The organism is Eubacterium ramulus ATCC 29099 (assembly GCF_000469345.1).
GTDB lineage: Bacteria > Bacillota > Clostridia > Lachnospirales > Lachnospiraceae > Eubacterium_I > Eubacterium_I ramulus.
Genome location: NZ_KI271185.1, coordinates 46235 through 68919 on the forward strand (window position 1 = coordinate 46235; position 22685 = coordinate 68919).

The 22685-nt window shown below is 44.3% G+C and carries 19 protein-coding genes and 1 other annotated feature; of the genes, 2 read left to right on the forward strand and 17 right to left on the reverse strand.

From position 1 onward, the window contains the following. Positions 1 to 112: 112 nt before the first annotated feature. The 12 genes from rplL to HMPREF0373_RS14425 all read right to left on the reverse strand — a co-directional run bounded on the left by rplL (position 113) and on the right by HMPREF0373_RS14425 (position 12033). Positions 113 to 490, reverse strand: a complete 378-nt coding sequence (gene rplL / locus HMPREF0373_RS14370; protein ID WP_021740500.1) for a 50S ribosomal protein L7/L12 — start codon at positions 488 to 490, stop codon at positions 113 to 115. 82 nt (positions 491 to 572) lie between these two features. Beyond that, positions 573 to 1133, reverse strand: a complete 561-nt coding sequence (rplJ, locus tag HMPREF0373_RS14375) for a 50S ribosomal protein L10 (RefSeq protein WP_021740501.1) — start codon at positions 1131 to 1133, stop codon at positions 573 to 575. A gap of 80 nt (positions 1134 to 1213) precedes the next feature. Then, positions 1214 to 1360 (reverse strand) — a sequence feature (ribosomal protein L10 leader region). Positions 1361 to 1440: 80 nt separating this feature from the next. Beyond that, positions 1441 to 2133 (reverse strand): 50S ribosomal protein L1, encoded by a 693-nt coding sequence (gene rplA / locus HMPREF0373_RS14380; RefSeq protein ID WP_021740502.1) that lies wholly within the window; start codon positions 2131 to 2133, stop codon positions 1441 to 1443. Positions 2134 to 2190: 57 nt separating this feature from the next. Continuing rightward, positions 2191 to 2619 (reverse strand): 50S ribosomal protein L11, encoded by a 429-nt coding sequence (rplK, locus tag HMPREF0373_RS14385; RefSeq protein WP_021740503.1) that lies wholly within the window; start codon positions 2617 to 2619, stop codon positions 2191 to 2193. A gap of 48 nt (positions 2620 to 2667) precedes the next feature. Next, positions 2668 to 3183 (reverse strand): transcription termination/antitermination protein NusG, encoded by a 516-nt coding sequence (nusG, locus tag HMPREF0373_RS14390; protein WP_021740504.1) that lies wholly within the window; start codon positions 3181 to 3183, stop codon positions 2668 to 2670. 20 nt (positions 3184 to 3203) lie between these two features. After that, the gene (gene secE, locus HMPREF0373_RS14395) at positions 3204 to 3410 is read right to left on the reverse strand and encodes a preprotein translocase subunit SecE (protein ID WP_021740505.1); all 207 of its coding nucleotides are present in this window, start codon (positions 3408 to 3410) and stop codon (positions 3204 to 3206) included. A gap of 26 nt (positions 3411 to 3436) precedes the next feature. Next, complete coding sequence (rpmG, locus tag HMPREF0373_RS14400) at positions 3437 to 3586, reverse strand: 50S ribosomal protein L33 (protein WP_021740506.1); 150 nt, start codon at positions 3584 to 3586, stop codon at positions 3437 to 3439. Between the two features lie 181 nt (positions 3587 to 3767). Then, complete coding sequence (locus HMPREF0373_RS14405) at positions 3768 to 6680, reverse strand: MSCRAMM family protein (protein ID WP_021740507.1); 2913 nt, start codon at positions 6678 to 6680, stop codon at positions 3768 to 3770. A 15-nt stretch (positions 6681 to 6695) separates the two neighbouring features. Continuing rightward, positions 6696 to 7652 (reverse strand): hypothetical protein, encoded by a 957-nt coding sequence (locus HMPREF0373_RS14410; protein ID WP_021740508.1) that lies wholly within the window; start codon positions 7650 to 7652, stop codon positions 6696 to 6698. Next, positions 7621 to 8694, reverse strand: a complete 1074-nt coding sequence (locus tag HMPREF0373_RS16165; RefSeq protein WP_049946850.1) for a class C sortase — start codon at positions 8692 to 8694, stop codon at positions 7621 to 7623. Before HMPREF0373_RS16165 ends, HMPREF0373_RS14410 begins: the two co-directional genes overlap by 32 nt. 58 nt (positions 8695 to 8752) lie before the next feature. Then, positions 8753 to 9625, reverse strand: coding sequence for a class C sortase (locus tag HMPREF0373_RS14420; protein WP_021740510.1), 873 nt, complete (start codon positions 9623 to 9625; stop codon positions 8753 to 8755). Positions 9626 to 9639: 14 nt separating this feature from the next. After that, positions 9640 to 12033 carry a SpaA isopeptide-forming pilin-related protein gene (locus HMPREF0373_RS14425; protein ID WP_021740511.1) on the reverse strand — a complete coding sequence of 798 codons (2394 nt, stop codon included), beginning with the start codon at positions 12031 to 12033 and terminating at the stop codon, positions 9640 to 9642. 66 nt (positions 12034 to 12099) lie between these two features. Between HMPREF0373_RS14425 and HMPREF0373_RS17885 the strand changes: the two genes are divergently transcribed. Both HMPREF0373_RS17885 and fliB read left to right on the forward strand, forming a co-directional pair. Then, positions 12100 to 12294, forward strand: a complete 195-nt coding sequence (locus HMPREF0373_RS17885; RefSeq protein WP_423245059.1) for a YphA family membrane protein — start codon at positions 12100 to 12102, stop codon at positions 12292 to 12294. Positions 12295 to 12873: 579 nt separating this feature from the next. Continuing rightward, positions 12874 to 14025, forward strand: coding sequence for a flagellin lysine-N-methylase (gene fliB, locus HMPREF0373_RS14430; protein ID WP_044964746.1), 1152 nt, complete (start codon positions 12874 to 12876; stop codon positions 14023 to 14025). A gap of 384 nt (positions 14026 to 14409) precedes the next feature. On the opposite strand, the gene HMPREF0373_RS14435 is transcribed toward fliB, so the two are convergent. The 5 genes from HMPREF0373_RS14435 to HMPREF0373_RS14455 form a co-directional block, all read right to left on the reverse strand. Continuing rightward, positions 14410 to 15519: a DnaJ domain-containing protein gene (locus HMPREF0373_RS14435; protein WP_021740514.1), complete on the reverse strand. Its 1110-nt coding sequence runs from the start codon at positions 15517 to 15519 to the stop codon at positions 14410 to 14412. A 92-nt stretch (positions 15520 to 15611) separates the two neighbouring features. Then, on the reverse strand, positions 15612 to 17342 hold the full coding sequence (locus HMPREF0373_RS14440; RefSeq protein WP_021740515.1) for an Hsp70 family protein: 1731 nt from the start codon (positions 17340 to 17342) through the stop codon (positions 15612 to 15614). Positions 17343 to 17385: 43 nt separating this feature from the next. Further along, a complete protein-coding gene (locus tag HMPREF0373_RS14445) occupies positions 17386 to 18009 on the reverse strand; it encodes a flavodoxin family protein (protein ID WP_044964779.1) in 624 nt (207 codons plus the stop codon). 182 nt (positions 18010 to 18191) lie between these two features. Then, complete coding sequence (locus HMPREF0373_RS14450; RefSeq protein ID WP_021740517.1) at positions 18192 to 21389, reverse strand: AAA family ATPase; 3198 nt, start codon at positions 21387 to 21389, stop codon at positions 18192 to 18194. Further along, entirely contained in the window at positions 21386 to 22534 is a 1149-nt protein-coding gene (locus HMPREF0373_RS14455) for an exonuclease SbcCD subunit D (RefSeq protein ID WP_021740518.1), read from the reverse strand. The genes HMPREF0373_RS14450 and HMPREF0373_RS14455 overlap by 4 nt, the downstream gene beginning before the upstream one ends. Positions 22535 to 22685: the final 151 nt, after the last annotated feature.

The following is a 22685-nucleotide window of genomic DNA, read 5'->3' on the forward strand; positions in this document are numbered from 1 at the left end:
AGTGCATTTACCATAATAGCACATGCCCTTTTTCTAGTCAAGGATTATTTTTACTTTTCGGACAAAAAAACACCAACCGGTTTCCCGGTTGGTGCGAATAATTTTTATAAAATTATTTAAGAGTAACTTTAGCGCCTTCAGCCTCAAGTTTAGCTTTGATGTCCTCAGCTTCTGCTTTATCAGCACCCTCTTTAACCATCTTCGGAGCCTCGTCAACAACAGCTTTAGCTTCTTTTAAGCCTAAACCTGTTAACTCACGAACAACTTTGATAACTTTAACTTTGTTCGGGCCAACCTCTGTTAACTCAACGTCGAACTCTGTTTTCTCCTCAGCTGCGCCTGCTGCGTCTCCGCCTGCTGCTGCAACTACAACGCCTGCTGCTGCAGATACGCCAAACTCTTCTTCACATGCTTTTACAAGATCATTTAACTCTAAAACAGTTAACTCTTTAATCGCTTCAATAAATTCTGCGGTTGTTAATTTTGCCATTATTCTTTACCTCCAATTTTCGATATTTTCATCTTTTTTTGTTTTCATATTTTAAGCTGCCTGATGCAACTTAGTGACCGGATTATTCTGCCGGTGCTTCTTCTGCTGCCGGAGCTTCTTCTGCTGTTTCTTCAGCAGCTGCTGGCTCACAGTTTGCAGCGCCACCCTGCTCTGCGATCTGATTGATAACGCGAGCGAAGTTTGTGATCGGAGACTGGATGCTTCCAAGTAATTTAGAAAGAAGATCCTGTCTGGACGGAACGCTTGCGATTGTCTGCATTCCTGCTGCATCATAATAATCGCCTTCTACAACACCAGCTTTAATCTCAAGTGCCGGAGCTGTTTTAGCAAATTTTGCAAGAATTCTTGCCGGAGCTGTTGCATCTTCTTTTGAGATTGCAATTGCGTTTGGTCCTTCAAGAACCGGTGCAAGTGCTTCAAAATCAGTGCCTTTGAATGCGAAATTCATTAATGTATTCTTATATACTTTATAAGAAACACCAGCTTCTCTTAATTCTTTACGTAACTGTGTGTCCTCAGATACGGTAAGTCCACGGTAGTCTACAACTACAACAGACTGTGCACCATCAATCTGAGCTGCGATTTCCTGAACGATAGGCTGTTTCAGTTCTACTTTTGCCACGAATCGTGCACCTCCTTCTTAAATTTTGTTTCCTCAGACGAAAACGGGAATCCATTCACATAGGAAGTAATCACTTTCCATGCTACATAAAAAAATCCCCCTGCCATGCAGACAGAGAGAGAATCATCATTTTACATAAACATATCATGTTTTGTAAATTCCCTCGGCAGGTTCTGCGTTTACGCCACAATGGCACCTGCTGTCTTCGGCAATTTTGTAATCTTTCGATTACACACCGTCATGTTTTCACACAACGGTGTGATTATATCATTGTATTAACGTGATGTCAACAACAATTCAAAACTTTTTACACATATTTAGCAGTGTTTAATTTAACACCAGGTCCCATTGTTGAAGTCATTGTTACGCTCTTCAGATACTGACCTTTTAATGCGCTTGGTCTTGCTTTGATGATGGCATCCATAAGGGTCTGGAAGTTGTCCGCTAATTGCTCTTCTGTAAAGGATGCTTTTCCAATTGGCACATGGATAATATTTGTTTTGTCCAGTCTGTACTCAATCTTACCTGCTTTAATATCGTTAACAGCTTTTGTAACATCCATAGTTACTGTACCAGCTTTTGGGTTTGGCATTAATCCTTTCGGTCCAAGTACACGACCAAGACGTCCAACAACACCCATCATATCCGGTGTAGCTACTACTACATCAAAATCAAGCCATCCTTCGTTCTGGATCTTCGGAATCAATTCCTCTCCACCAACGAAATCAGCACCTGCTGCCTGAGCCTCATCTACTTTTGTGCCTTTTGCAAATACCAGAACACGAACGGTTTTACCTGTTCCGTGCGGCAGTACAACAGCACCACGGATCTGCTGCTCAGCGTGACGTCCATCACAACCTGTACGGATGTGAAGCTCGATGGTCTCGTCAAACTTTGCTGTAGCGTTTTCTTTTACAAGTTTGATTGCATCTGCACTCTCATACTGAACTGTTCTGTCGACTTTTTTCGCTCCATCGACATATCTTTTTCCTCTTTTCATGAATTATAACCTCCTGTGGTTGTATCGGGAGAGGACCCTCCCACTTATATTTGTTAATTAGTCCTCAGCTACAGTAACACCCATACTTCTTGCTGTACCTTCGATCATGCTCATAGCACTCTCTAAGGATGCTGCATTTAAGTCTGGCATTTTCAGCTCTGCGATTTCTTTAATCTGAGCTTTTGTGATAGTAGCAACTTTAGTTTTGTTCGGTACGCCTGAACCAGATTTGATTCCGCATGCTTTCTTAATCAGAACCGGTGCTGGCGGAGTCTTTGTAACGAAGCTGAAACTTCTGTCTGCATATACTGTAATAACTACAGGAATGATCAGATCACCCTGATCAGCTGTCTTTGCGTTGAACTGTTTTGTAAACTCTACGATGTTTACGCCGTGCTGTCCAAGTGCAGGACCAACTGGAGGAGCCGGTGTAGCTTTACCAGCAGGAATCTGCAGTTTGATATATCCTTCTACTTTTTTTGCCATTTGAGATTGCCTCCTTTGAATTTTTCGTAATCGTTCCTTTACTTACGCTTACATTTTCTTCACTTCTGCGAAACTTATTTCTACCGGTGTTTCGCGACCGAAAAGCTCTACATTGATAGTTACGATCTGTTTACTCTCATTCATGCTCTGAATCACACCTACAGTGTCTTTCCATACGCCACCAATGATCGTTACCATATCGCCTTCTTTGAAGTCAACTACCACATTTTCCTCTTTGATTCCCAACGGTCTCATCTCGGCTTCCGTGAGTGGCACCGGCTTCGACCCCGGACCTACGAACCCGGTAACACCTCTGGTATTTCTGACAACATACCATGTATCGTCATTCATTACCATATTGATGAGCACATATCCAGGAAACATTTTTTTCTGAACCTGCTTCTTCGCACCGTTCTTCATTTCAACAACATCCTGCATCGGGATACGAACCTCAAGGATCTCATCCTCCAGATGTCTGTTTTCAATTGTTTTCTCAATGTCTGCTTTTACCTTATTCTCATATCCGGAATAAGTATGAACCACATACCAGTTCGCCTCAGCCATAAAAACTCACCTTTGCCTTCCTACAGATTTACAAGGAAATCAACGCCATACTGAATGCCAAGATCCAGTACTGCAATAATCGCACCCAGGATCACGGAAACGACAAGTACTGCTACGGTCTGTTTCCCAAGTGACTTTTTGTCCAGCCAGACAATTTTCTGGAATTCAGATTTCAGACCAGCGAACCAGTTCTTTTTCTGAACATCATTCTTTTTGGTTTCTTCCATTTTGTCACATCCTTTGCATCGCCGGATTATTTGGTTTCTTTGTGTAATGTATGCTTTCTACAGAATTTGCAATATTTGTTTACTTCCATTCTTTCAGGATGAGCTTTCTTATCCTTAGTCAGGTTGTAATTACGCTGTTTGCACTCTGTGCATGCCAATGTAATCTTTACGCGCACAACTTTCCACCTCCATTAACTTTCTTTGCAACTGTGTGTCCATGAAAAATCATGTACATTCAATTTTAGGCATAAAAAAAAGACCTACTTCCATCGCTCATCTAATATAGCACAAGTATCCGCATCACGTCAACCATTTTTCCAATAATTTTTCCAGATAAAATTAACTTAAATTGATTACTTAAACTGATTTGTGTCTTTGGAAGACTATGCCTGCTGCCAGTAACACTAATCCACAAATAAGAACTCCATAAACTTTCCACCCTCTTCTGCCGGTAAACGGCATTTCCAGAATCGCTGTATTTCCTATGCAATATGTCAGATCATAAAAACAGTATTTTCCGGTCATAACATCATAAACGGCATCCTCTTCCTTTTGTCCGTTTTTAACCAGATCTTCAAGGTTCATCTCCATCGGCAGTTTTACCTCGATACTGTCCTGCAACAGATTTTTCCCTTCTGCGGTTTTCACCTCTGTAATCACATACACTTGTGGTGCAAGGTGATCCCATACTACTTTGCCATTTTCGTCTGAGACTGCTGTATAGGTATCCTGATCTGTCTGACCAGTCATATGAAATTCAACGCCGGACAGTGGTCGCTTCTTTCCGTCCGCAGTTGTTTTATACAGAGTAATGGAACCATAGTGCAATTTGTCATAAGCATGGACAGACAGATTCTGTATCAAAATCTCCCCATGGGATTTTTTCCCCATTGTATATAATTCTGCTGATGCTCCGGAATACGGCTGACGCAGCACCGCGTCTAATCCTGTCTTTACATCCGGGCAGACGTCAGTATTTTCAACAAAATGCATATTCCCTTCTAATTTAAAATATTTTGGTGCAGAAATCTCTCGTATACGATAGGTACCAATTGGATAAAACACGTTTCCATTTTCTTCTCTGTATAGTTCATCCGACCATAACACACTGCCATCACTTTCTGTCAGTTCCGGCACCAGATACGCTTCCCCTGTACTGTAGATCTGTCCATTATTATCTGTCTGATAGTACCAGGTGCGGACGGGCGGCATATTATCATGCAAAGGATCTGTCGTTGCATAATATTCCAGTGCAAACACTGCACCCTGCAAAGAAGCTGTTCCCGGACCTACCGTCATTCCATGCTCCTGTTCATATTTTTGCAAGTTCAACAGCAGCGTTTTTCCTGCCGGTTCTTCCACACACCTCACTTCGGTTGTCTCCTCACTTTTCACTGTTACACGATGGATTCCTTCGGGAAGTCCGATTTCTGTCTGCTCCGCACAGTACTGATACCCTAATGATGCAGTTACTTCTTTTATATAGTAAATTCCCGCACATATTGTCTGCATATCGGATGCACCTGTTGCATCTGTTTTTAATGTCACGATTCTTCCCACATCCTTCTGCGCATCCTCCAGACACTGATATACCCCATACTCTGCTCCTTCCAGGCTATAGCATGGATTATGCTTTGTTATTTCCGGATTTCCGGATACTTTCTGCAATTTGAGATAACCATTTTCCGGCACATTTGTATACTGAACTTCCACTGCCAGTGTATTCAGATCAAATGTCTGTTCCCAGACTTCTTCATTTCTGGCATATCCCTCCGGTGCCTGCACTTCTTCCACCCGCCAAATATGAGTAGTTGCAGATTTCAACTGTGTCACAGCATCCTGTACCTGCTGCTTCACATCACGACGCGCAGCTTCATATGCACTTTTCCAGTCAGAAAACATATTGACTGGCTGTACACTTTCATAATAAGAAGTATACAACACTTCTCCTCTCCAATGATAAGCTGCTTTTCCTTCTGCATCTGTCACAACAGATGCCACTTTCTGACCATCCATAGATATTTCAAAGACAGCTCCTGCCAGATTTTTTCCTGTCTGGGCATCCGTTTTTTGAATATGAAGATCAATGGAAGGTGCCACTGCATCTCTGGCCTCATACCTTGCATTCAAATAAGAATCCCGTTCGCAGATAATCCGAAAACTTCCATAAGTTGGTGATATTGCACCAGACCACATTCCCACTGACTGCCGCTTCTTATCCGTAGCTCCATACACCAATATCCCCTCTGATCCTGCCGGAATTTCATTTTTATACAGATTCACTGTTACGGTACGTCCCGCAAGGCTCTCATCAGCCTTCAGCCAGATACCGCCATGATTCTCATGCCATCCAGGTATCACCTGTACACCATCCGGAACAATGAAACTTGTTTTATCTGTCACGCCATTTGTATCCGGAATCCAGCAGGTCTGACCCGGCATCACTGAAATAGTTTTCCCCTGATAAGATGGCAATGTATTATACGCATAGAACTGCTGCCAGACTGCCTGGATCGCCTCATTCACTTTTTCTCTTGTATTCAGATGCTCACACTGATATGTAGTATTCCCTGCACCGTTCGTCAGAAGATAATATCCTGTTTCACCTGCATCTTCATAGGGCTGAATCTCAGACCAGATCAGATCTTGTACCAATGCATATCCACACAGACCATGATCTCCAAAATACTGCTTTGCAAAACACACAGCTTTTGCCAGATTATTAATTTTGTTCCAACTCCACCCGTATCTATTCTGCAGCCACTGCGCCGCATCCCCCGGATCTACCAATGCATATGTAATTCCTTTTCCGACATTTCCGACCAGTTCGGAAGGTTCCAGGCACCACACCACCTCCTGATTCAGATATAACACTGATTCCTGACCGTTGAATGTTCCATCTGCGTAATAAGCCGCAAACATCTTCTGTGGGCTTTTGGTCAGTGTCATTGTCTGCAATGCCCGTTCTATCGTATTCATTTTTACTGCCAGTGCATTTCGCACCCCCATCACTTCCAGTATTTCTGAATGTGCAATATTCTGTTCTTCCTCCAACTCCTCCATATATTCTGCTTGTTCCCTGACCGTTTTCTCCTGACTTTGTATGCTTTCCTGAGTCATCTCAGATTCATCTTCCCCATTGTCTTTATACGTTTCTACCCGCTGTGCTGCTGAAACCATTTGTCCCGAGTATATCACCGAAAACAGTATAACGCCGCTGACAATCATAGCCAGACAAATAAAAAATATACTTTTTTCTTTTGTCTTCATTATATTTTTCTCTCCTTATTGCGCTTTTCCACCTGAAAAATAGTATCCATAAGCCCTTCCATCATACGCCATATCGACACGCCCGTTTTCCACGTACCAGATTCCAAACTCATTTTGGACAGCTCCGCAATATCCAAAGTCTACCATTCCATTTTGCAGGTAATACCATCCGGTCTCATTATATGCCAGACCTGTGTAGGAAAAGTCCACCAGACCATTCCGGATTTTCCACCATCCTGCTTCGTTTGCAGCAATGGTATCCGCATTTGCATCAAAAATACCGCCATGTAGATAAAGCCATCCAGAACCGTCCTTTGTTACTCCGATCGTATCAGGAACAACACCTGTCATTTCTGTATCAAAGCCCCCTGCTTTCATCCAGAAAATTCCATTCTCGTTCTGTGCAAGACCTGTATAGGAAAAGTCGACGGTACCATCTTTTAAGAAAAACCATCCCCCGGGATTGCTTTCCACTGTCTCATTTGCTGTTACTTCCTGTTTTCCACCCACATACTTGTGCCATCCGTCAGCAGTCTCCAAAATTCCATCCGACCAGTCCACCCAGCCGTTCTTTACATGCCACCAGCCTGCAAGATTTGCTGCATTGACAGATGCTGTTTCCTGTACTTTTCCATTCATGACATATCCCCAGCTTCCATCACTGATTTTCGGCAATACCCGGTCTGACATGGTATCATCTGTCTTATCTCCATCATACACATATTCGTTTTTTTCATTAATTTCCTGTGAAACCAGTTTCCAGTTGACAGAGGACTGATTGTCCGCCTTCTTAATAGCCTGCATACGCTCGGGTTGCAATTCCTGGGCATTTGCCGAAAATGCTGCCACCTCCAGCGAGAATAAAATACCCAAAAGCATCAGATATCCCCATCTGACTTTCACTGTCCTGCCATATGCCTCCGGCTGAACACAATTCTTTTTATCTCTTTTTATCCTTCTTTTGCTGTGCAAAATATCCTCCTTTTTTCCTCTCCATATGCTCCTGCTCTGTCCTGTATCTGCATTTCTGAAAAACAGGCCTCCCCTTCCACATACAAAGTACAATCAACAAAATGAATACCAGCATTTTTCCAGCTCGTCGAAAAGCACTCTCCCTCCCAATGTCTGCAACAGAAGTGAGATCTTCCCCACTGTCTTTAGCTGTCTGCATCTCTTCCTTTCGCAGCAGATTCTGTTCATTCCCTGTTCCCGGCAGTTCCGACGACAGCTTCTGTTCATCGTCTGAACGGAAACAATACACTATATACCGGTATTTTCCACCGGAACGATACGGATGACAAGTCAGCAGTGTTATCATATCGTTTCCATATTGTATCTCCAATTTTTCACTGTCTGTCGGCAAAATAATCTCCGTATATGCCACCCGGTAGTGTAGACACCGCCACGGATTTGTCACCAGAACCTCATCCCCCGGCTCAAGTTCTTCTATCCGTTTAAAATATGCTCGATGTTTCCAGCCGCGATGCCCGGCAATTACACAGTTTGTATTCTGTCCGCCCACTGGAAGTGAGGTGCCGCCAAGCACTGCGGCCCCCAAATCCATATGCTGATCAGAACTCCCCAGATACAGCGATATTCTGCAGTCTATTTTTGGAATTTCTATATAGCCAAACATATCGTCACAATATCTATTCAGAAATGCCGGTGCCTTTGTAATATTTTCTGCAGTAAAAACTTCCTGCTGACCACCGGAAGCCAGTTTTTCATTATACGCAAGGATTTCTATTCTAACAGTTTCATCACGTGGGAATATTCCGCCTTGGTTTTCCGAAGTTTCCTCCGGTACAATAGGTTCCGCTTCACTGCTTTGATTTTTTCTTATAATCTCCTCTTCCTGCATACCATTCGAACAATCTTCCGGAGTATTTTTCTGTAAAAAAGCAAGTATCCGTGCTTGTTCCTGACAATCTGTTTTCCAATTTTCATAGTCCGGCAGGATAAGCATCCCGACTCCCATGAAAATCACAATCCAGCCGACTATTTTTTTCCGCATCTCTTTCTTTTCCAATATTCTTTTGTACTTCATCTTGATTGCTCGTTTCTGAATTCTGTTACTTCTGACCGCACATCATATTCTTTCTCTTCCGTATCTGAACGATATGAACACCCCTGCATACACAGTATAGAACAAGCAGTATCCCTACACTGAAACAGACTGCCTTTGCATAACTCGTCATCCACTGGGATTTCCATCCTCTGCGCTGTCTGTTATCTGCTTTATGCGCTACGTCTGTCTGCGCATCGTCTGCAATTCGCTGACCCGTTACAAGAAGCCGGTGCGTATTTTGTCCGTATGGTGTACAGGTCAGCAGCGTTACCAGATCTCGATCCGGTTCTGCTCCCAGTATCTGCGTTTCTTCCGGTAAAACCACTTCTATATCACATACTTCATACACCAGCTTCTGTTTCAGTACATGAAGAAAAAATTCATCCCCCGGCTGCAATTCTGACAGATCACTAAACATCGGTGCTGCATTCATTCCTGTATGTGCAGAAATCACTGCTTTCGTACCAAGACCGCCAATTGGAAGTGAAGAACCTTCCAGATGTCCGGCTCCCAGTTGCAAAACATGCTCTGATGTCCCATGATAAATCGGCAGATATATATGAATCTGAGGAATCTCAATAAATCCCATGAGACCTTCCGCATTCATACACAATACTGCTTCATAAGCTTCATGATTCAAAGACTGCTCCTGTGGTGGATAGATCATCACGTTCTGACGTTTTTTCAGTTCTTCGTTATAATTCTGTGCTGCCAGAATGCAGTTTTGAAGTTCCGTTTCCGTTTTCTCTATAAGTGCCTTTTCATATCCGGCTGCCTGTGAACGAACTGCATGATCATAAAGCCAGTTTCCAATCCACGGATACAGCAACATCATGCTTCCGATAATAATCGGCAGGATTCTGATTATTTTTTTCATAAATTATTTATAATTTACATCTTTGCTTTTTCTCTTTTTCGTGTTACAAGATAGCAGCCGCCTGCCACTGAAATAACACCCACAATTGTTATCAGATAAAGCCCTTTTCCACCGGTCTGCGGAAGCAAAAATTCTTTTGTATTGTTCACAGTAAGTAATACCGCCTGATTCTGATCTGTCATAAGTGCATCCTTATCATCTATTTTTGCAAATGCATTCTGAATCGTTCCGACATACAGATCTGTCTTTCCGATCGTTCTTCCATTGGCAGATTCCAATGCCGGTCCTCCAGCCATAGCCCCTGTCAATTCATCCCGCTGCGCAGTAACCAGATTTCCATTTTCATCATAAATTCCACCCTGATAATGATTCACAACAGCCTCAACTGCTGCTGCATCCATTCCGGTCACCCCGGCAACCGATGCGATAATATCACGATCTGTCGCAGAAATATCGATTTTAATCTGATCTTTGAGCAGATGATATCCCTTATCCGTGGCAATCTCTGTCAATTGATAGCTGTCTGCTTCTGCCCCATTTACAAGCAGTTTCCCGCTGTCTGCATTTGGTATAAATTCAGTGGCCTGCTCCTCATTGACTGTCTTTCCGACAACGTAATACACACCATCCTCTGTTGTTGATTTTTCTGCCATGACATAATAACCATCTGTACTGTTGTACAGTTTGAATTTTACATGCTCAAACTTTCCTTTCTGGTCGGAAAAGGTCTTGGTCAGATCCAGGCCGTATGTATATACATAATTCTGATCCTCCAGCATGTTATAATATCCATCTGAAGTACGACTCCAGACCAGATTTACATGATTTGGATTTCCTTCATCTCCAAGTACAACTGATGCATCGGACTTAACCGTCGCTGTATAGTACACAACCATATAGTAATCCGACAGGCTTTCTATCTGTTTTCCTGCTGCATCCACACCGTTCACTGCCCGCAAACCATCTTCTGTCAGTGCTACCGTCAACCGTGTGGAACCATCTGCATTCTGTACTCCCGTATCCGGGTTCGTAACGGTCACATCCACATAATGCTGTGTATAATCCCCTGAATTCAGATTCCACAGTACCTTTGCATTTTTCGTATTATTTGCATTTGCATCCATGGCATTGTCATAAAATGCAATTTTCACATCTTTGTTGTATGTAATTCCTCCGGATAATGTATCCTGAAATGTATATTCACCCAGGAATGTAGCTTCTGACGTAATATGCGGCAATTTAGAGACCAGAATATAATCCAGCAGATCTCCTTCAGATGCCGTAGTCGTATCCCGGTACATATAATCCGTACTGTATCCACTGCCGTCTTTGCCTGCTGTCACTCCATCTGCTGTATAACCTCCACGGTTTGCCACATAAGCAGCATCTGTCAGATCCGCACTCTGCGCTTCCCGGTTGTATACGATCAATGCCTCAGAATCATTTCCAGCTATATACGCTTCTCCTGCGTGGACGCTTGTATTTTTATCTGTCCCGGAAGGCACCTGTTCATTTACAGATAATGTATTGCTGTATGCGTTTCTGACACTTTTGTCCAGGGTCGGATTTCCACTTTGGTTTTTAGGATAAACATTCATATCATACTGCCACATATCTCCGTCTGCACTGGTAAATGGAAGCTGCACAAACCATGGATTAACCGTGTCGGTCACCTGTTCCGGCACTTCTGTTTCCACAAACAGATACAGACCGAGTTCCAGATTGTCCAAATGGGTATAACCGTTTTTATCTGTCTTTGGCAGGTTACAAACACCGGAAGCTTCCTTTTGATCTGTAGTGGCATCCAATGTCCCATAATCATACAAATAGTGTTCTAACGCATTTTTCGCAGCTACTTCATCCGCTTTTAAAATAGCTTCCAGTGCATCTGAAATCTGCTGTCCGGTATAATGCAGCACCCCGGTATTGTGGCAGGGATATGCCTCCCCCTGTTTGCTCATATCAACCGCATTTTCCTTCATCAGCTTCAAAATATCTGCCAGTTTTTCCGGAATCTCATAGATCAGTTCCACGGATGTCTCTGTTCCTTTCTGAACACTGTGTGTCTCAATATTACCTACTCTCAGACAGGAAAACTGCACACCTTCCATGGCATAATCTGCCAGTTTCTGTTCAGCCACCGTATCTTTTTCTCCTGTTGCCACATACATATCCTCCGAATAATCTCCTGCTGCCTGTGCTGCTGTCATATCATATTTTCGGATAGCAACAGATCCTTTTTTCAGACTGTCAATAATATCAGCATGCTCCAGTGCATCCTGCTTTGCTTTCTGGCTGATTGAGACAGGAAGTCCCGCCGCTGCCACATTCTGTACCACTGGAGCAGTACCCAGAAGCAGTGCAAGGGTCATGGCTCCAAGCATAATCGTTAACTGTTTTTTCTTCATTCTAGTTCCTCTTTTTCTTTCTGTTTTTATTCTGTCTCTCCTTTTTTCGTCGATACAGAATGTCAAATCTTCATTTCTTTTCGCTCTTATATGCGATTTTTATTTTTATTTATGTCAATTATAATTACATATGGGTTCACCTCGTTCCTTCGGTTTCGAAAATACGATCCAGTTATCCTGATAGTAAAGCGGACCTTCGCATTTTCCTCCGTTTTTCACTTCATCAAAAATGGGTTGTTGCTGCCAAACCGGCCAGATTAAAGAATTATCTGCATTCATGGATGCAGATCGGATATATATAACAGATAGAATATCCGTACAGGCAGATAGAAAACAGAATGTTTCATGCCTGTGATTTTGATGTATCCTCAGTATAGTGAGCAATCTGTGCGCTGTCAATCCTGATTTTTCCACTTTTTTCCTGCCTGTACAAATTGCACAAAACCTGGAAATTCCTTATATCATAAGATCTTAGCTCAGAAAATCACCTGTTTTAATATGAGTGCCTCCTCCTTTTTCAGATACATTTTTGTGTATTATTATGTTACAATACAGACAGTTATTTTAAAGATTGTGGGAGTGCAAAGCACGGAGCAATCCGTGTATTCAAGTCGAACGCACGTGAGACTTGGTGCGTGATTCTGGTCAGCGAAAGCTGACATATTCTTTTCAGAATCACCGCACATCCTCGCGGAGCGTTTATCTCAGTCGGAGATTGTACTCCCACTGAGAAAGACTTGTTATTACTCACCACTTGCAGAAGTGGGAGTCTCAACTCAGACTGAGATGAATTTTTTGGTGTTTTGAACCCTAATCACATTTAGGAAGAGTTTACTGATTATGAAAACATATTACCCGAGCTATTATAAAAATTTTATCTGCATTGCAGACAAATGTCCCATCACCTGCTGTCAGGAATGGAACATTGGCGTTGATGACACGACCTATGACCGCTGGTGCCATACAGCACCCCCAAATGATATGCCATACCTGCACAAAGTGCTGTCTGATTACACATTTCTCAGAGAACACCAGCATATAATTACTCTGAATGAGGAGAAAAAATGTCCTTTTCTATGCAAAAATAAACTCTGCCGTCTTGTTCTGCATCACGGAGATGACATTCTTTCTGAAACCTGCACAATGTTTCCGCGCGAATATCACCATTTCGCCACCCATACAGAAGCCTCTCTGATGCCTGGCTGCCCTGCGGTTCTGGATCTCTGGCAGATGCAGCCACAACTTCTGTTTCCAAAAATTTCTGAGATTGTCACGCTTTCCCCGGAAGAACAGATTCTGTTTCAAGTACGGGATCACATTCTTCAGATTGTACAATGTCCGGATTACAGCCCGGAGCTGTCATTATTGGAAAGCTTTTATATATTGTCTGAACTTCCGACAACTGCTCTGTCCGGGATCTTACTGGCAGACTACTTTTCCACCGAAACCCAGACACAACTTTCGGCTGCCATTACTAACATGGCGTTTTCTACGGAAGACATGCTGTATGAATGTAATGAACTGCTACAAGATCTGGCTGTCAATTACCAGAAAGAAGGTCTTTATGAGGAATTTCTGACACCGCTTCTAGATCTTGCCGGCAACATTTCCACAAATAGTTATCCGGCTGATCTGTCTCAAAAATGGAAACTGTTCCGAGCGCACTGGGACAAGCACGCACCTCTGCTGCGGGCATTTCTGTCCAATGAAATTTTCGCAGATCTTCTGCTTCCGGACAATGATCTGAACGGCATGCTGATCCATCTGCAATGGATTGGAATGGAATACGCAGCCATTCGATACAGCATTTTTCTGTCCTGGCTGCTTTCCGGTGAGCATACCCTGACATACAACGATATCCGTGATGCCATTGTCATTCTGACGCGCATGACCGGCTATGATGATGATGATATTTATGAGTATCTGGAAAACAGTTTTGAATCCCTGTATTGGGAATGGGGATATTTTGCAATGATTCTTGCAGATGTGTAAAAAGACAAAATTTAAGCCCGATCGATAATTTTCTTTCCGACCGGGCTTTTAATGAATTTCCAGTAATTTCATTGTCTACACCTTCAACTTTCTCAGATTATAAATTTATTGTTTATGTTCCTTTTGGACTGTACCTCCTGTTCTTAAATTATGAATTTTCCATTCTCATTTCATTGGTCTGTACCTCTGTTTCTTAGTTCTTTTGTTGAGATTATAGTAACGCATCTCCACTTATTTGTCAATACTTTTCTGTCATTTTTTTATTTTATCAAGTATTGTCAGTTTATTTGCATTTGTATTGAGCTTTATCTGTTTCGAAAAGATAAAAAGGGTGCATGAAAAACTTTCCGTTTTTCACACGCCCTTTCATTGAAACATTTTTAACTATTTTTTCAAAAACAGCAGTTTTTTTACAACCGCAGCAATCCCAACAACAATTATCCAGACACCACCCAGCAAAAACAAAATCACAGCCAGACCGGTTCCCGCATCCGTCCCCATCAACGGTGCATAGAAATCTCCCATCAACACAATAAACTGTGAAACTGTCAGAAGCAGCGCAGTGATTGCCTGTGCAAACAGACCGGAATGATTCTTATACAGCTGGCGATACAGCAGAAACATCAATGCGATCACAATTACCAGCACAGCCAGAAAGCCAAACAGCTTTCCTGCGCCGGAATCAGATGATACAGAACGTGTTCCTGCACGAACTCCTGCCACCGCTCCGACCAATATAACGGTCTGCAATGTTCCTGTTTTCTTTTTCTTCATACCACGTTTTTCATCCAGTACACGATAAAGCTTTGCTGCTCCTTCATACATATCTTCCGGATTCAGACCGCGAAACCGGTAATAATCAATGATATGATCGTAAATTACCGGCTTAAGCCGGCTATTTTCCAAAAGTTCTGCAAACATTCCCATATATACCGGCTGTTTCAGGATCTCCTGGTACTCTGCTTTTCGAAAATATTCCTGAAACAGTTTCACCTTATTGCAATATTGTGGTTTCAGCAGCATTTCCATTTCTATCAATGCTTTCTGGATAAAATAAATCTGTTTCTGCTCTTCCTCACGCTGTTCTTCTTCTATCACTTCATCAAAATCATACTGTGGAACAGCTTCCGATTGCTCTGGATTTTCTGTTTGTTCTTCCAGTTCCTGTTCTGCAGGCACGCCGGAACTTGTTTCCGGATCAGCTTCCTCTGTCACGTTGACCTCAACCGATTGTAACTCTGTTTCCTCTAATGCATTAATATCCGCTGATTGTGAATCTGCTTCTTTTGTTCCTGTAACAGTAACCGGGTGTATTGTATGCTGCCGTTGTTCCTGTCTGCGCAGCATTCTATATGCATCATGAATCTGTTGAAATTCTTCCGGATATTCCTCTGGATGATATTGTCTGGACAGCGCTGCATACGCTTTTTTGATTTCTTCCTCGGTACATCCCGGTTCTATGCGTAAAACGGCATAGGCCTGAGCTTTATCCATTTCTTATTCCTCCATACATCTCTGCTTTCTTTTATTTTCACTTCTGTCTATAAATCGAGTTCCCTATCTATTCCGATCCGCATCTATTCCGATCAGCCTTCTCCTTCATCTTCTTCCTTCCACTCAGGGAATTCCATCATTCCTTCGAAAGGGTCATATGTTTCCAGGGAAACAATGACCTGTTCCAGTAATTCCCGATAACGTCGGATCCTACGTGGATCCTGACTGGCAAGAATCTGATCAAAATACTCAATATAAGAGAGAATCCTCTCCCTTGTCTCCGGAAGTGATTCTTCAAAAAGAACCTGTAACCGTTCCTTCATCAACCTGTTTTCTGTCATATCCTTTGGATGAATTTTCAGTTTCTGTAACTGCTGCATCCGCTTTTCAATTTCTTTTTCATCCATATTCTGTGACAGGATTTTTGAAACCTTCTTTCCGTTGGAAACAACCGTTACCTCCACTTCCAGAATGCCATTAATGTCGTAAGTAAAACGGATATCAATGCATTCTTCCCCTTTTTTCTTTTTCGGAATCGGTACCTTGAGCACTCCCAGCTGCAGATTATCCTCCGCATAAGGTTCCTCCCCCTGCCGGATATCAACCTTTACCTCGGACTGATAATCCGACACCGTATAATACCGCTGCACCCGCGAGCAGGGCAGCACAGTATTCCGCTCAATGATTGCACTCATATAGGGATGCTGATGATCCGCATCATTATTTACACTGGTTCCCAGCGTAAACGGACAGATATCTGTCAGTACATAATCCCTGACCTCATCTTTTCGTTCCATCACACCGCAGACAAGACCAAGCCCACGGGCGATCAGCTGATCACTGAACCCGGTTACCAGTGGCGTCTGTTCAAACAGCTGTTCCATATAAGATTGCACCAACGGCATTTTCCCCGATCCGCCCGCTAAAATTACCGCATTGATCTCCTCAAGACTCACTCTGCCATCCTGCAGGGCATGTCGAAGCACGCGCTGCATGCGTTTCCAGATACCAGAACTTTCTCTCATCACACGCTCATTTGTATACACACTCTGATAAGTCTGACCACCGATTACAGCCGTCATTTTAGTTTCCGGCAATGTAGACAGAGCAATTTTACACTTTTCTGCCTGACGCAATAAAATGGCATACTCCGTTTCACTCAGATATTTCTGCTGCAATTGATGCTCTTTCAGGAAGCCACCGGCAATGGCTTCATTAAAATCATCTCCACCGAGATGATTATCTCCGGAAACTGCAAGAATCTCCACCATTGTGTCAAAGCAATCCACGATAGAAACATCCAGTGTACCTCCGCCAAAGTCAAAAACAAGAAACAACTGTTCCTGTCTGGTATCAAAATAGGATGCAAGTGCTGCAGCACTTGGTTCATTGATAATTCGTTTTACCATTACACCGGCCAGAGCCCCTGCCCGTTTCGTTGCCACCCGCTGTTTGTCATGGAAATATGCCGGTACCGAGATAACAACCTCTTCCACATCCTCCTGCAGATAATTTCTGGCATCTTCCACGATAGCGCTGATCACAAATCCAGCCAGCTCTTCCGGCAGAAAATTCCGCCCGCCCAGCACATAGTTCTGTGTCGTTCCCATCTTCTTTTTAAAAGAAGCAGCGGTATCTTTCGGATGTGTGATCAGACGTTCCTTTGCAATCTGACCAACTGCCACGCTGCCATCCTCCATGACACTTACCACACTTGGCGTCAAAAAAGAACCGAAACGGTTCGGTATCAGTTCCACTTTCCCGTTTCGATATACAGCCCCCAACGAGTTTGTTGTTCCAAGATCAATTCCTAATATTGCCATATGCCCCACCTTTTACATTACCAGCATAACCATACGGTTCTGCTTAACGGATAAAATTCGTCTTATAATCCCGCTCCGTCTGTGGCAGTTCCACTCCGGCTGCTTTTCCTGCTGCAAAACATTTCATCATCCACGCCAGATTACGCGCAAGATTCCGCATGGTCTGCATACCTTCTTCATCCTGACAGGCTTCTCCCGGAACAGCTCCGTGCACCTGATTCCAGTAAGTAGAACCTGCTACCGGCATCTGACAGATTCCAAAATATTTATTCATGGCATCAAAAGATGCTGTGGTTCCGCCACGGCGTGCTACTGCCACAGATGCACCCGGTTTAAATGCGAATGCAGCACTTCCGCTGCTGTAAAATGCCCGGTCCAGGAAGGACATCACTCTTCCACTTGGATGTGCATAATACACCGGTGTACCAAATACAAACCCATCTGCTTCTTTTGCTTTTGCAACAAACTCATTTACTTTGTCATCTGCAAACACACAGCCGTTCTCTGTACACTGACCGCAGCCCAGACAGTCTCTGACCGGTTCCCCGCCCATCTGGAAAATCTCATACTCAATCCCTTCTTTTTCCAGCTGTCTGCCTACTTCCAGCAAAGATGCATAGGTATTTCCATTTGCTTTCGCACTTCCATTTAACATTAAAACTTTCACGTTGTATTCCTCCTCAAAAATCATAGTATCATTATTAATTATAATCTCATTTCTTACATCATACCGATAATCGGGCTGTTTTTCAACCTGTTCCTGGAAGCTGCGGTGTTTTCCATCCATGCTCATACAAAGTCAAAACCGCAACGGACCGTTCTGTCATCTCATATCATATGCCACATTGATCAGCTGATCTGCCAGCGCACATGGCTTCCGCTTTCATCCTTGATGACCAGAAGCTGGTCATCAATCTCCTGCTTCAGCTCTGTCACATGGGAAATAATACCGATCATTTTGCTGCCGCCCGCCATTTCCTGCAATACGCGGACCGCCTGATTGCGGGAATGTTCATCCAGTGACCCGAATCCCTCATCGATAAACATCACATCCAGATGGATCGCAGCAGAACTCTCCTGGATCTGATCTGCCATTCCAAGTGCCAGAGACAGTGCCGCCATAAAGGATTCTCCACCGGATAAAGTACGCACTTCCCGTACTTTTCCCGTCACAGCGGAATATACCATCAGATCCAGTCCGTGATTTTTTCCCTCACCGGCCTTATCCAGATCATACATCCGCAGTTCGAACTGTCCTGCTGACATTTCCAGAAACCGGCGATTGGCTGCATACAGGATCCGTTCCAGGTACTGCCGCTGTACAAAAGTCTCCAGATCCATACGGAATCCACTGATATTACCGGACAGCCGCTGATACAGGTCACTGATCTGCTGATGCTCCTTCAGAATCTGTGCGCGTTCTTCCATTTTCGGCATCAGACGGGCATAGCTTTCACTGTTGACACGGGCATAGGTGCCCCACTGCTCCCGCTCTTCCTGCCGGCTTTTCCACACCTGTTCTGCCTCTTGCAGGTTTTGCTGCAATACTTCCAGATCCGGTTTTCCCTGGGCTCCGATCTGTTCCTTCGCAGAAGTATAACGTCCCTGTGCCTGCGCCTGTTGCGCTTTATGAGCATCCAGTTTTTCCTGAAACAGATCCGCCTCTTCGCGTGTATACTGTTGTGTAACAGCCTGCCACTGTTCCGTGGTCAGACCAAAGGCAGCCATCCGTGCCTCATATTTTTGCCGGCACTGTAACGCCTGTTCCTTTTGCTTCGGAAGGTCTTGCCGGTAACGCTTCTGCAGTGCCTGTGCTTCATCCCGTGCTTTTCCCGCCCGCTTCGCCTCCTTGGAAGCTTCTTCATATGCACGTTCTGCCTGTTCCTTTTCTTTTTTTGCAAGGTCTAGCTCTGCCTGTGCAGCTTCTCTGGACGTATAACTCTGTTCCCTCTGCAGCTGCTTTAATACCGCACGATTGCCTTCCAGAGCAACATGGATTTCCTGTTCTTTCTGCTGTGCTGCTTTATACTGTGTTTCCAGCTTCTCTGTCTCTTCCTCTGCCTCCTGAAGATGACGCTGTGCCTGTTTCAGTTTTGCAACCTCTGCATTTAACTGTTGTTCCTGTTCTTTCAACTGCTGCATTTCATCCTGTACCACGGCTTCTGCCAGTGCCAGTTCCACTGCTTCCAGAATCTCACATCCATGCTCCTGCAAATGTCCGAACAGCCGCTCCAACGCTTCCTTCAGCTGCTTTTCTTTCTCATTTGCCAGTTCCAGTGCCGCCTCCGCGCTTGAAGCACAGCTCTCCTGCTCCTTTCTCCGTTCTTCTACGGAAACACTCATCTCATCCAGTTTTTCCCGGGTGAGTGTGCTGTGTTCTTCCGCAAGTTCACAGGGGGCCGGGTGTTCCAGGGATCCGCACACCGGACAGGGCTGTCCCGGTTTCAGCTGTTCCCTTGCGATAAGTCCTGCCTGCATATTGAAAAATATCTGGCGCATAGCTTCGTATCGTTCCTGCTCCTGCCGATATTCCAGACTCGCCTCACGGAATTTTTGTTGTGTCGTCACCACCGTTTTCTTCTGACGGTTCCATGCTTCTTCCAGATCTTTTGTATCTGCCACTTCCTGCTTCAGACGCTCCACACTTTTCTGCTGACTTTCCCAGCGTGCAAGCTGTATCGGTGCAGCCTGTTTCTCCATCTCCTGCTTTTTCCAGTCTGCGATCTGTGCCGTCAGCTGTTCCTTTTGTTCCTGCACCGCCTTGGTATTCTGCTTTGCCTGATCCAGATCGTTCTGCTGCCCTTCCAGATCTTTCTGTGTATCTTCCATCTTCTGAAACTGCTTCAGAGCCTGACCAACCCGCTCAGATACCCGACTGTACACACTGTTTTTCTTTCGATTCGCTTCTCCTGCTTTTTCTTCCAGCTTTGTGCCTTCTTCAGCCTGCTGTACCAGCTCCGGCAGCCGCTCTTCCAGATTTTTCAGTTCTGTCTCTGTCTGTTCTACGGTTTTCTCATTAGTCTGAACCAGTTCAAAACAGTCAAAAATCTCCCATGCATTACGGATTATCCGTATCTGCTGTTCCAGTCTCTGCATCTCTCCGGCGTTCTCTTTGCATTGCTGCAACACAGTTTCCGCCTCCTCAAGCTGTTGATATGCCTGCTGCAGCTGCTCTGCCCTGTTTAAACGCTCCTGCGCCTGACTGCGTGCCTGTTCTGCCGCTTCTGCGGCCTCCTGTATTCCCAGTAGTCTTGCCTGTATATACCCGCACATCTGCTGTAATTCTCCTAACAGCAGTTCCATATCCTCTGCATGAAACCGCCTGGAATCCACAACCCTGATGCGCAGTTCCTGTATTTCCTCCCTGCGCTCATATTCTTCCGGCACAGAGATATGTCCTACCTCGGTCTGACATACCGTTCGGATTTCTCCGATATCCTTCTCCTTTTCTTTGCATCTTATCCTCAGTTCTTCCACTATTTTCTGATAGGGTTCCGTATGAAACAGTTTCCGAAAAATCACTTTTTTATCATCTGATTTTGCCCGCAGCAGTTCCATAAACTCACCCTGTGCGATCATAGCCACCTGCATAAACTGCCCTTTCGTCAGTCCCAGGATTTCTACAATTTTTTCGTCCGTCTCTTTTTTGTTTCGGGAAAATTCTGTCTGATCCGGCAGGATGAGGGATACCGTCTCTTTCTCTTCTGTTGTTCCATGGCCACGCTTTACCGGCCGGATATGCCGTGGGGTACGCCGCACGGTATAAATCTGCCGGCTGATGCCATCCCCTTCAGAAAAAGTCAGTTCCACAAAAGGTGAAATCTGCGGATCTGCATACTGGCTCTGCAGCTCATTTCCATTCTTCTTATTCATTCCGGAACTCGCTTCCCCATACAATGCAAATACAATGGCATCAAAGATCGTTGTCTTACCAGCACCGGTATCACCGGTGATCAAAAACAGATTTTGCTCCGTTCGTTCAAAATCAATTGTTCCCGGAGTGACATAAGAACCAAATGCCTGCATCGTTAATTTTAATGGTTTCATTTTGTCTCTCCTTCCGTGAATACAGTATTGACAATTTCCTGCAATATGGCCTTTTCTTCATCCGGAGCATCCCCCAGAAACGAACAGCATACTTCATACGGATCCAGTTTTTCCTGAGCCCGCAATGCTCCTGCATAGTCCCGCTGTAATAACGTATCTCTGCGGATTTCCAGCAGATATGGGAATGCAGCCCGCAACCGGTCCTGGGTATCAAAATCCGGTGTGTCCGTCAGTGTTACAGATACATAATCCTCACATGCCTGTGCCAGTATTTCCTCTGCGGTTCCCCGTAGCACCTTGATCTGGCGCAACGGATGCAGGGGCAGTATCCGGGTCTGCACCTCTCCTTTTTCTCCGAGTTCCACTTCGATCACACCTTTTTGCTGTCCTGCCTCACTGACAGAACACGCCAACATTGTTCCGCAATAACGGATGCATTCACTCCCCAGTTTCATCGGCTTGTGGATATGTCCAAGTGCCGCATAATCAAATAGGTGCAAAATTTCTGCCGATACTTCATCAATATTTCCCACTGTTCGAATTTCTGAATCCATACGTTCTACTTCCTCTGCATCTTTTCCTGCCGGAAGATAAAACTGATGACTGACCAGCACGTTCCGCTCCGCCACATTAATCTCTTCCCTTGCAAGCATCCGTCGCAACGTCTCACCATAAGACAGATTATTTCCTTTTTCATCTGTGCCGGTAATCAATTTCACCATGGATGGTTTCACAAAGGGAAGCAGGTAAAAATTCACGGAACCGTATGCATCCCGCAAAACTACTTTTTCAATATACTCCTCCGGCTGAACCGGTGGCAGACCGATCATATGAAGTCTCTGCCGCGCCAGCACACTTCGATAACAGTTGACCCGGACTGCACTGTCATGATTTCCGCTGATCATCATGATCACAAGTTCCGGCAGATTCTGTGTCAGCTCCTCAATAAATCCGTCCAGCACTTCCATAGCTTCCGCTGATGGAACCGCTTTATCATAGATATCTCCCGCGATCACCAGCGCATCCGGCCGTTCCCGTATTGCAAGTTCTGCAATCTGATGAAAAATATATTCCTGATCTTCGCGCAGATCCCGATTGATCAGTTTTAATCCAATGTGAAGATCCGATAAATGAAAAAACTTCATATGCTGTCTGTTCCTTTCCTGAAATTATAACCTCATTATACCAAACATATGTTTTTCACACAATAAAAAGGCGCAGGTCATATTGCTATGACTTACGCCCTTTTTCTGCTCAGTTCAAATCGAACGCACGTGAGACTTGGTGCGTGATTCT

Excerpts from the sequence above, each read along its gene's own strand:
- rplL (WP_021740500.1), bottom strand. The coding sequence starts at position 490 with ATGGCAAAATTAACAACCGCAGAATTTATTGAAGCGATTAAAGAGTTA.
- rplA (WP_021740502.1), bottom strand. The coding sequence starts at position 2,133 with ATGAAAAGAGGAAAAAGATATGTCGATGGAGCGAAAAAAGTCGACAGA.
- rplK (WP_021740503.1), bottom strand. The coding sequence starts at position 2,619 with ATGGCAAAAAAAGTAGAAGGATATATCAAACTGCAGATTCCTGCTGGT.
- nusG (WP_021740504.1), bottom strand. The coding sequence starts at position 3,183 with ATGGCTGAGGCGAACTGGTATGTGGTTCATACTTATTCCGGATATGAG.
- secE (WP_021740505.1), bottom strand. The coding sequence starts at position 3,410 with ATGGAAGAAACCAAAAAGAATGATGTTCAGAAAAAGAACTGGTTCGCT.
- HMPREF0373_RS14405 (WP_021740507.1), bottom strand. The coding sequence starts at position 6,680 with ATGAAGACAAAAGAAAAAAGTATATTTTTTATTTGTCTGGCTATGATT.
- HMPREF0373_RS16165 (WP_049946850.1), bottom strand. The coding sequence starts at position 8,694 with ATGCGGAAAAAAATAGTCGGCTGGATTGTGATTTTCATGGGAGTCGGG.
- HMPREF0373_RS14420 (WP_021740510.1), bottom strand. The coding sequence starts at position 9,625 with ATGAAAAAAATAATCAGAATCCTGCCGATTATTATCGGAAGCATGATG.
- HMPREF0373_RS14425 (WP_021740511.1), bottom strand. The coding sequence starts at position 12,033 with ATGAAGAAAAAACAGTTAACGATTATGCTTGGAGCCATGACCCTTGCA.
- fliB (WP_044964746.1), top strand. The coding sequence starts at position 12,874 with ATGAAAACATATTACCCGAGCTATTATAAAAATTTTATCTGCATTGCA.
- HMPREF0373_RS14435 (WP_021740514.1), bottom strand. The coding sequence starts at position 15,519 with ATGGATAAAGCTCAGGCCTATGCCGTTTTACGCATAGAACCGGGATGT.
- HMPREF0373_RS14440 (WP_021740515.1), bottom strand. The coding sequence starts at position 17,342 with ATGGCAATATTAGGAATTGATCTTGGAACAACAAACTCGTTGGGGGCT.
- HMPREF0373_RS14450 (WP_021740517.1), bottom strand. The coding sequence starts at position 21,389 with ATGAAACCATTAAAATTAACGATGCAGGCATTTGGTTCTTATGTCACT.
- HMPREF0373_RS14455 (WP_021740518.1), bottom strand. The coding sequence starts at position 22,534 with ATGAAGTTTTTTCATTTATCGGATCTTCACATTGGATTAAAACTGATC.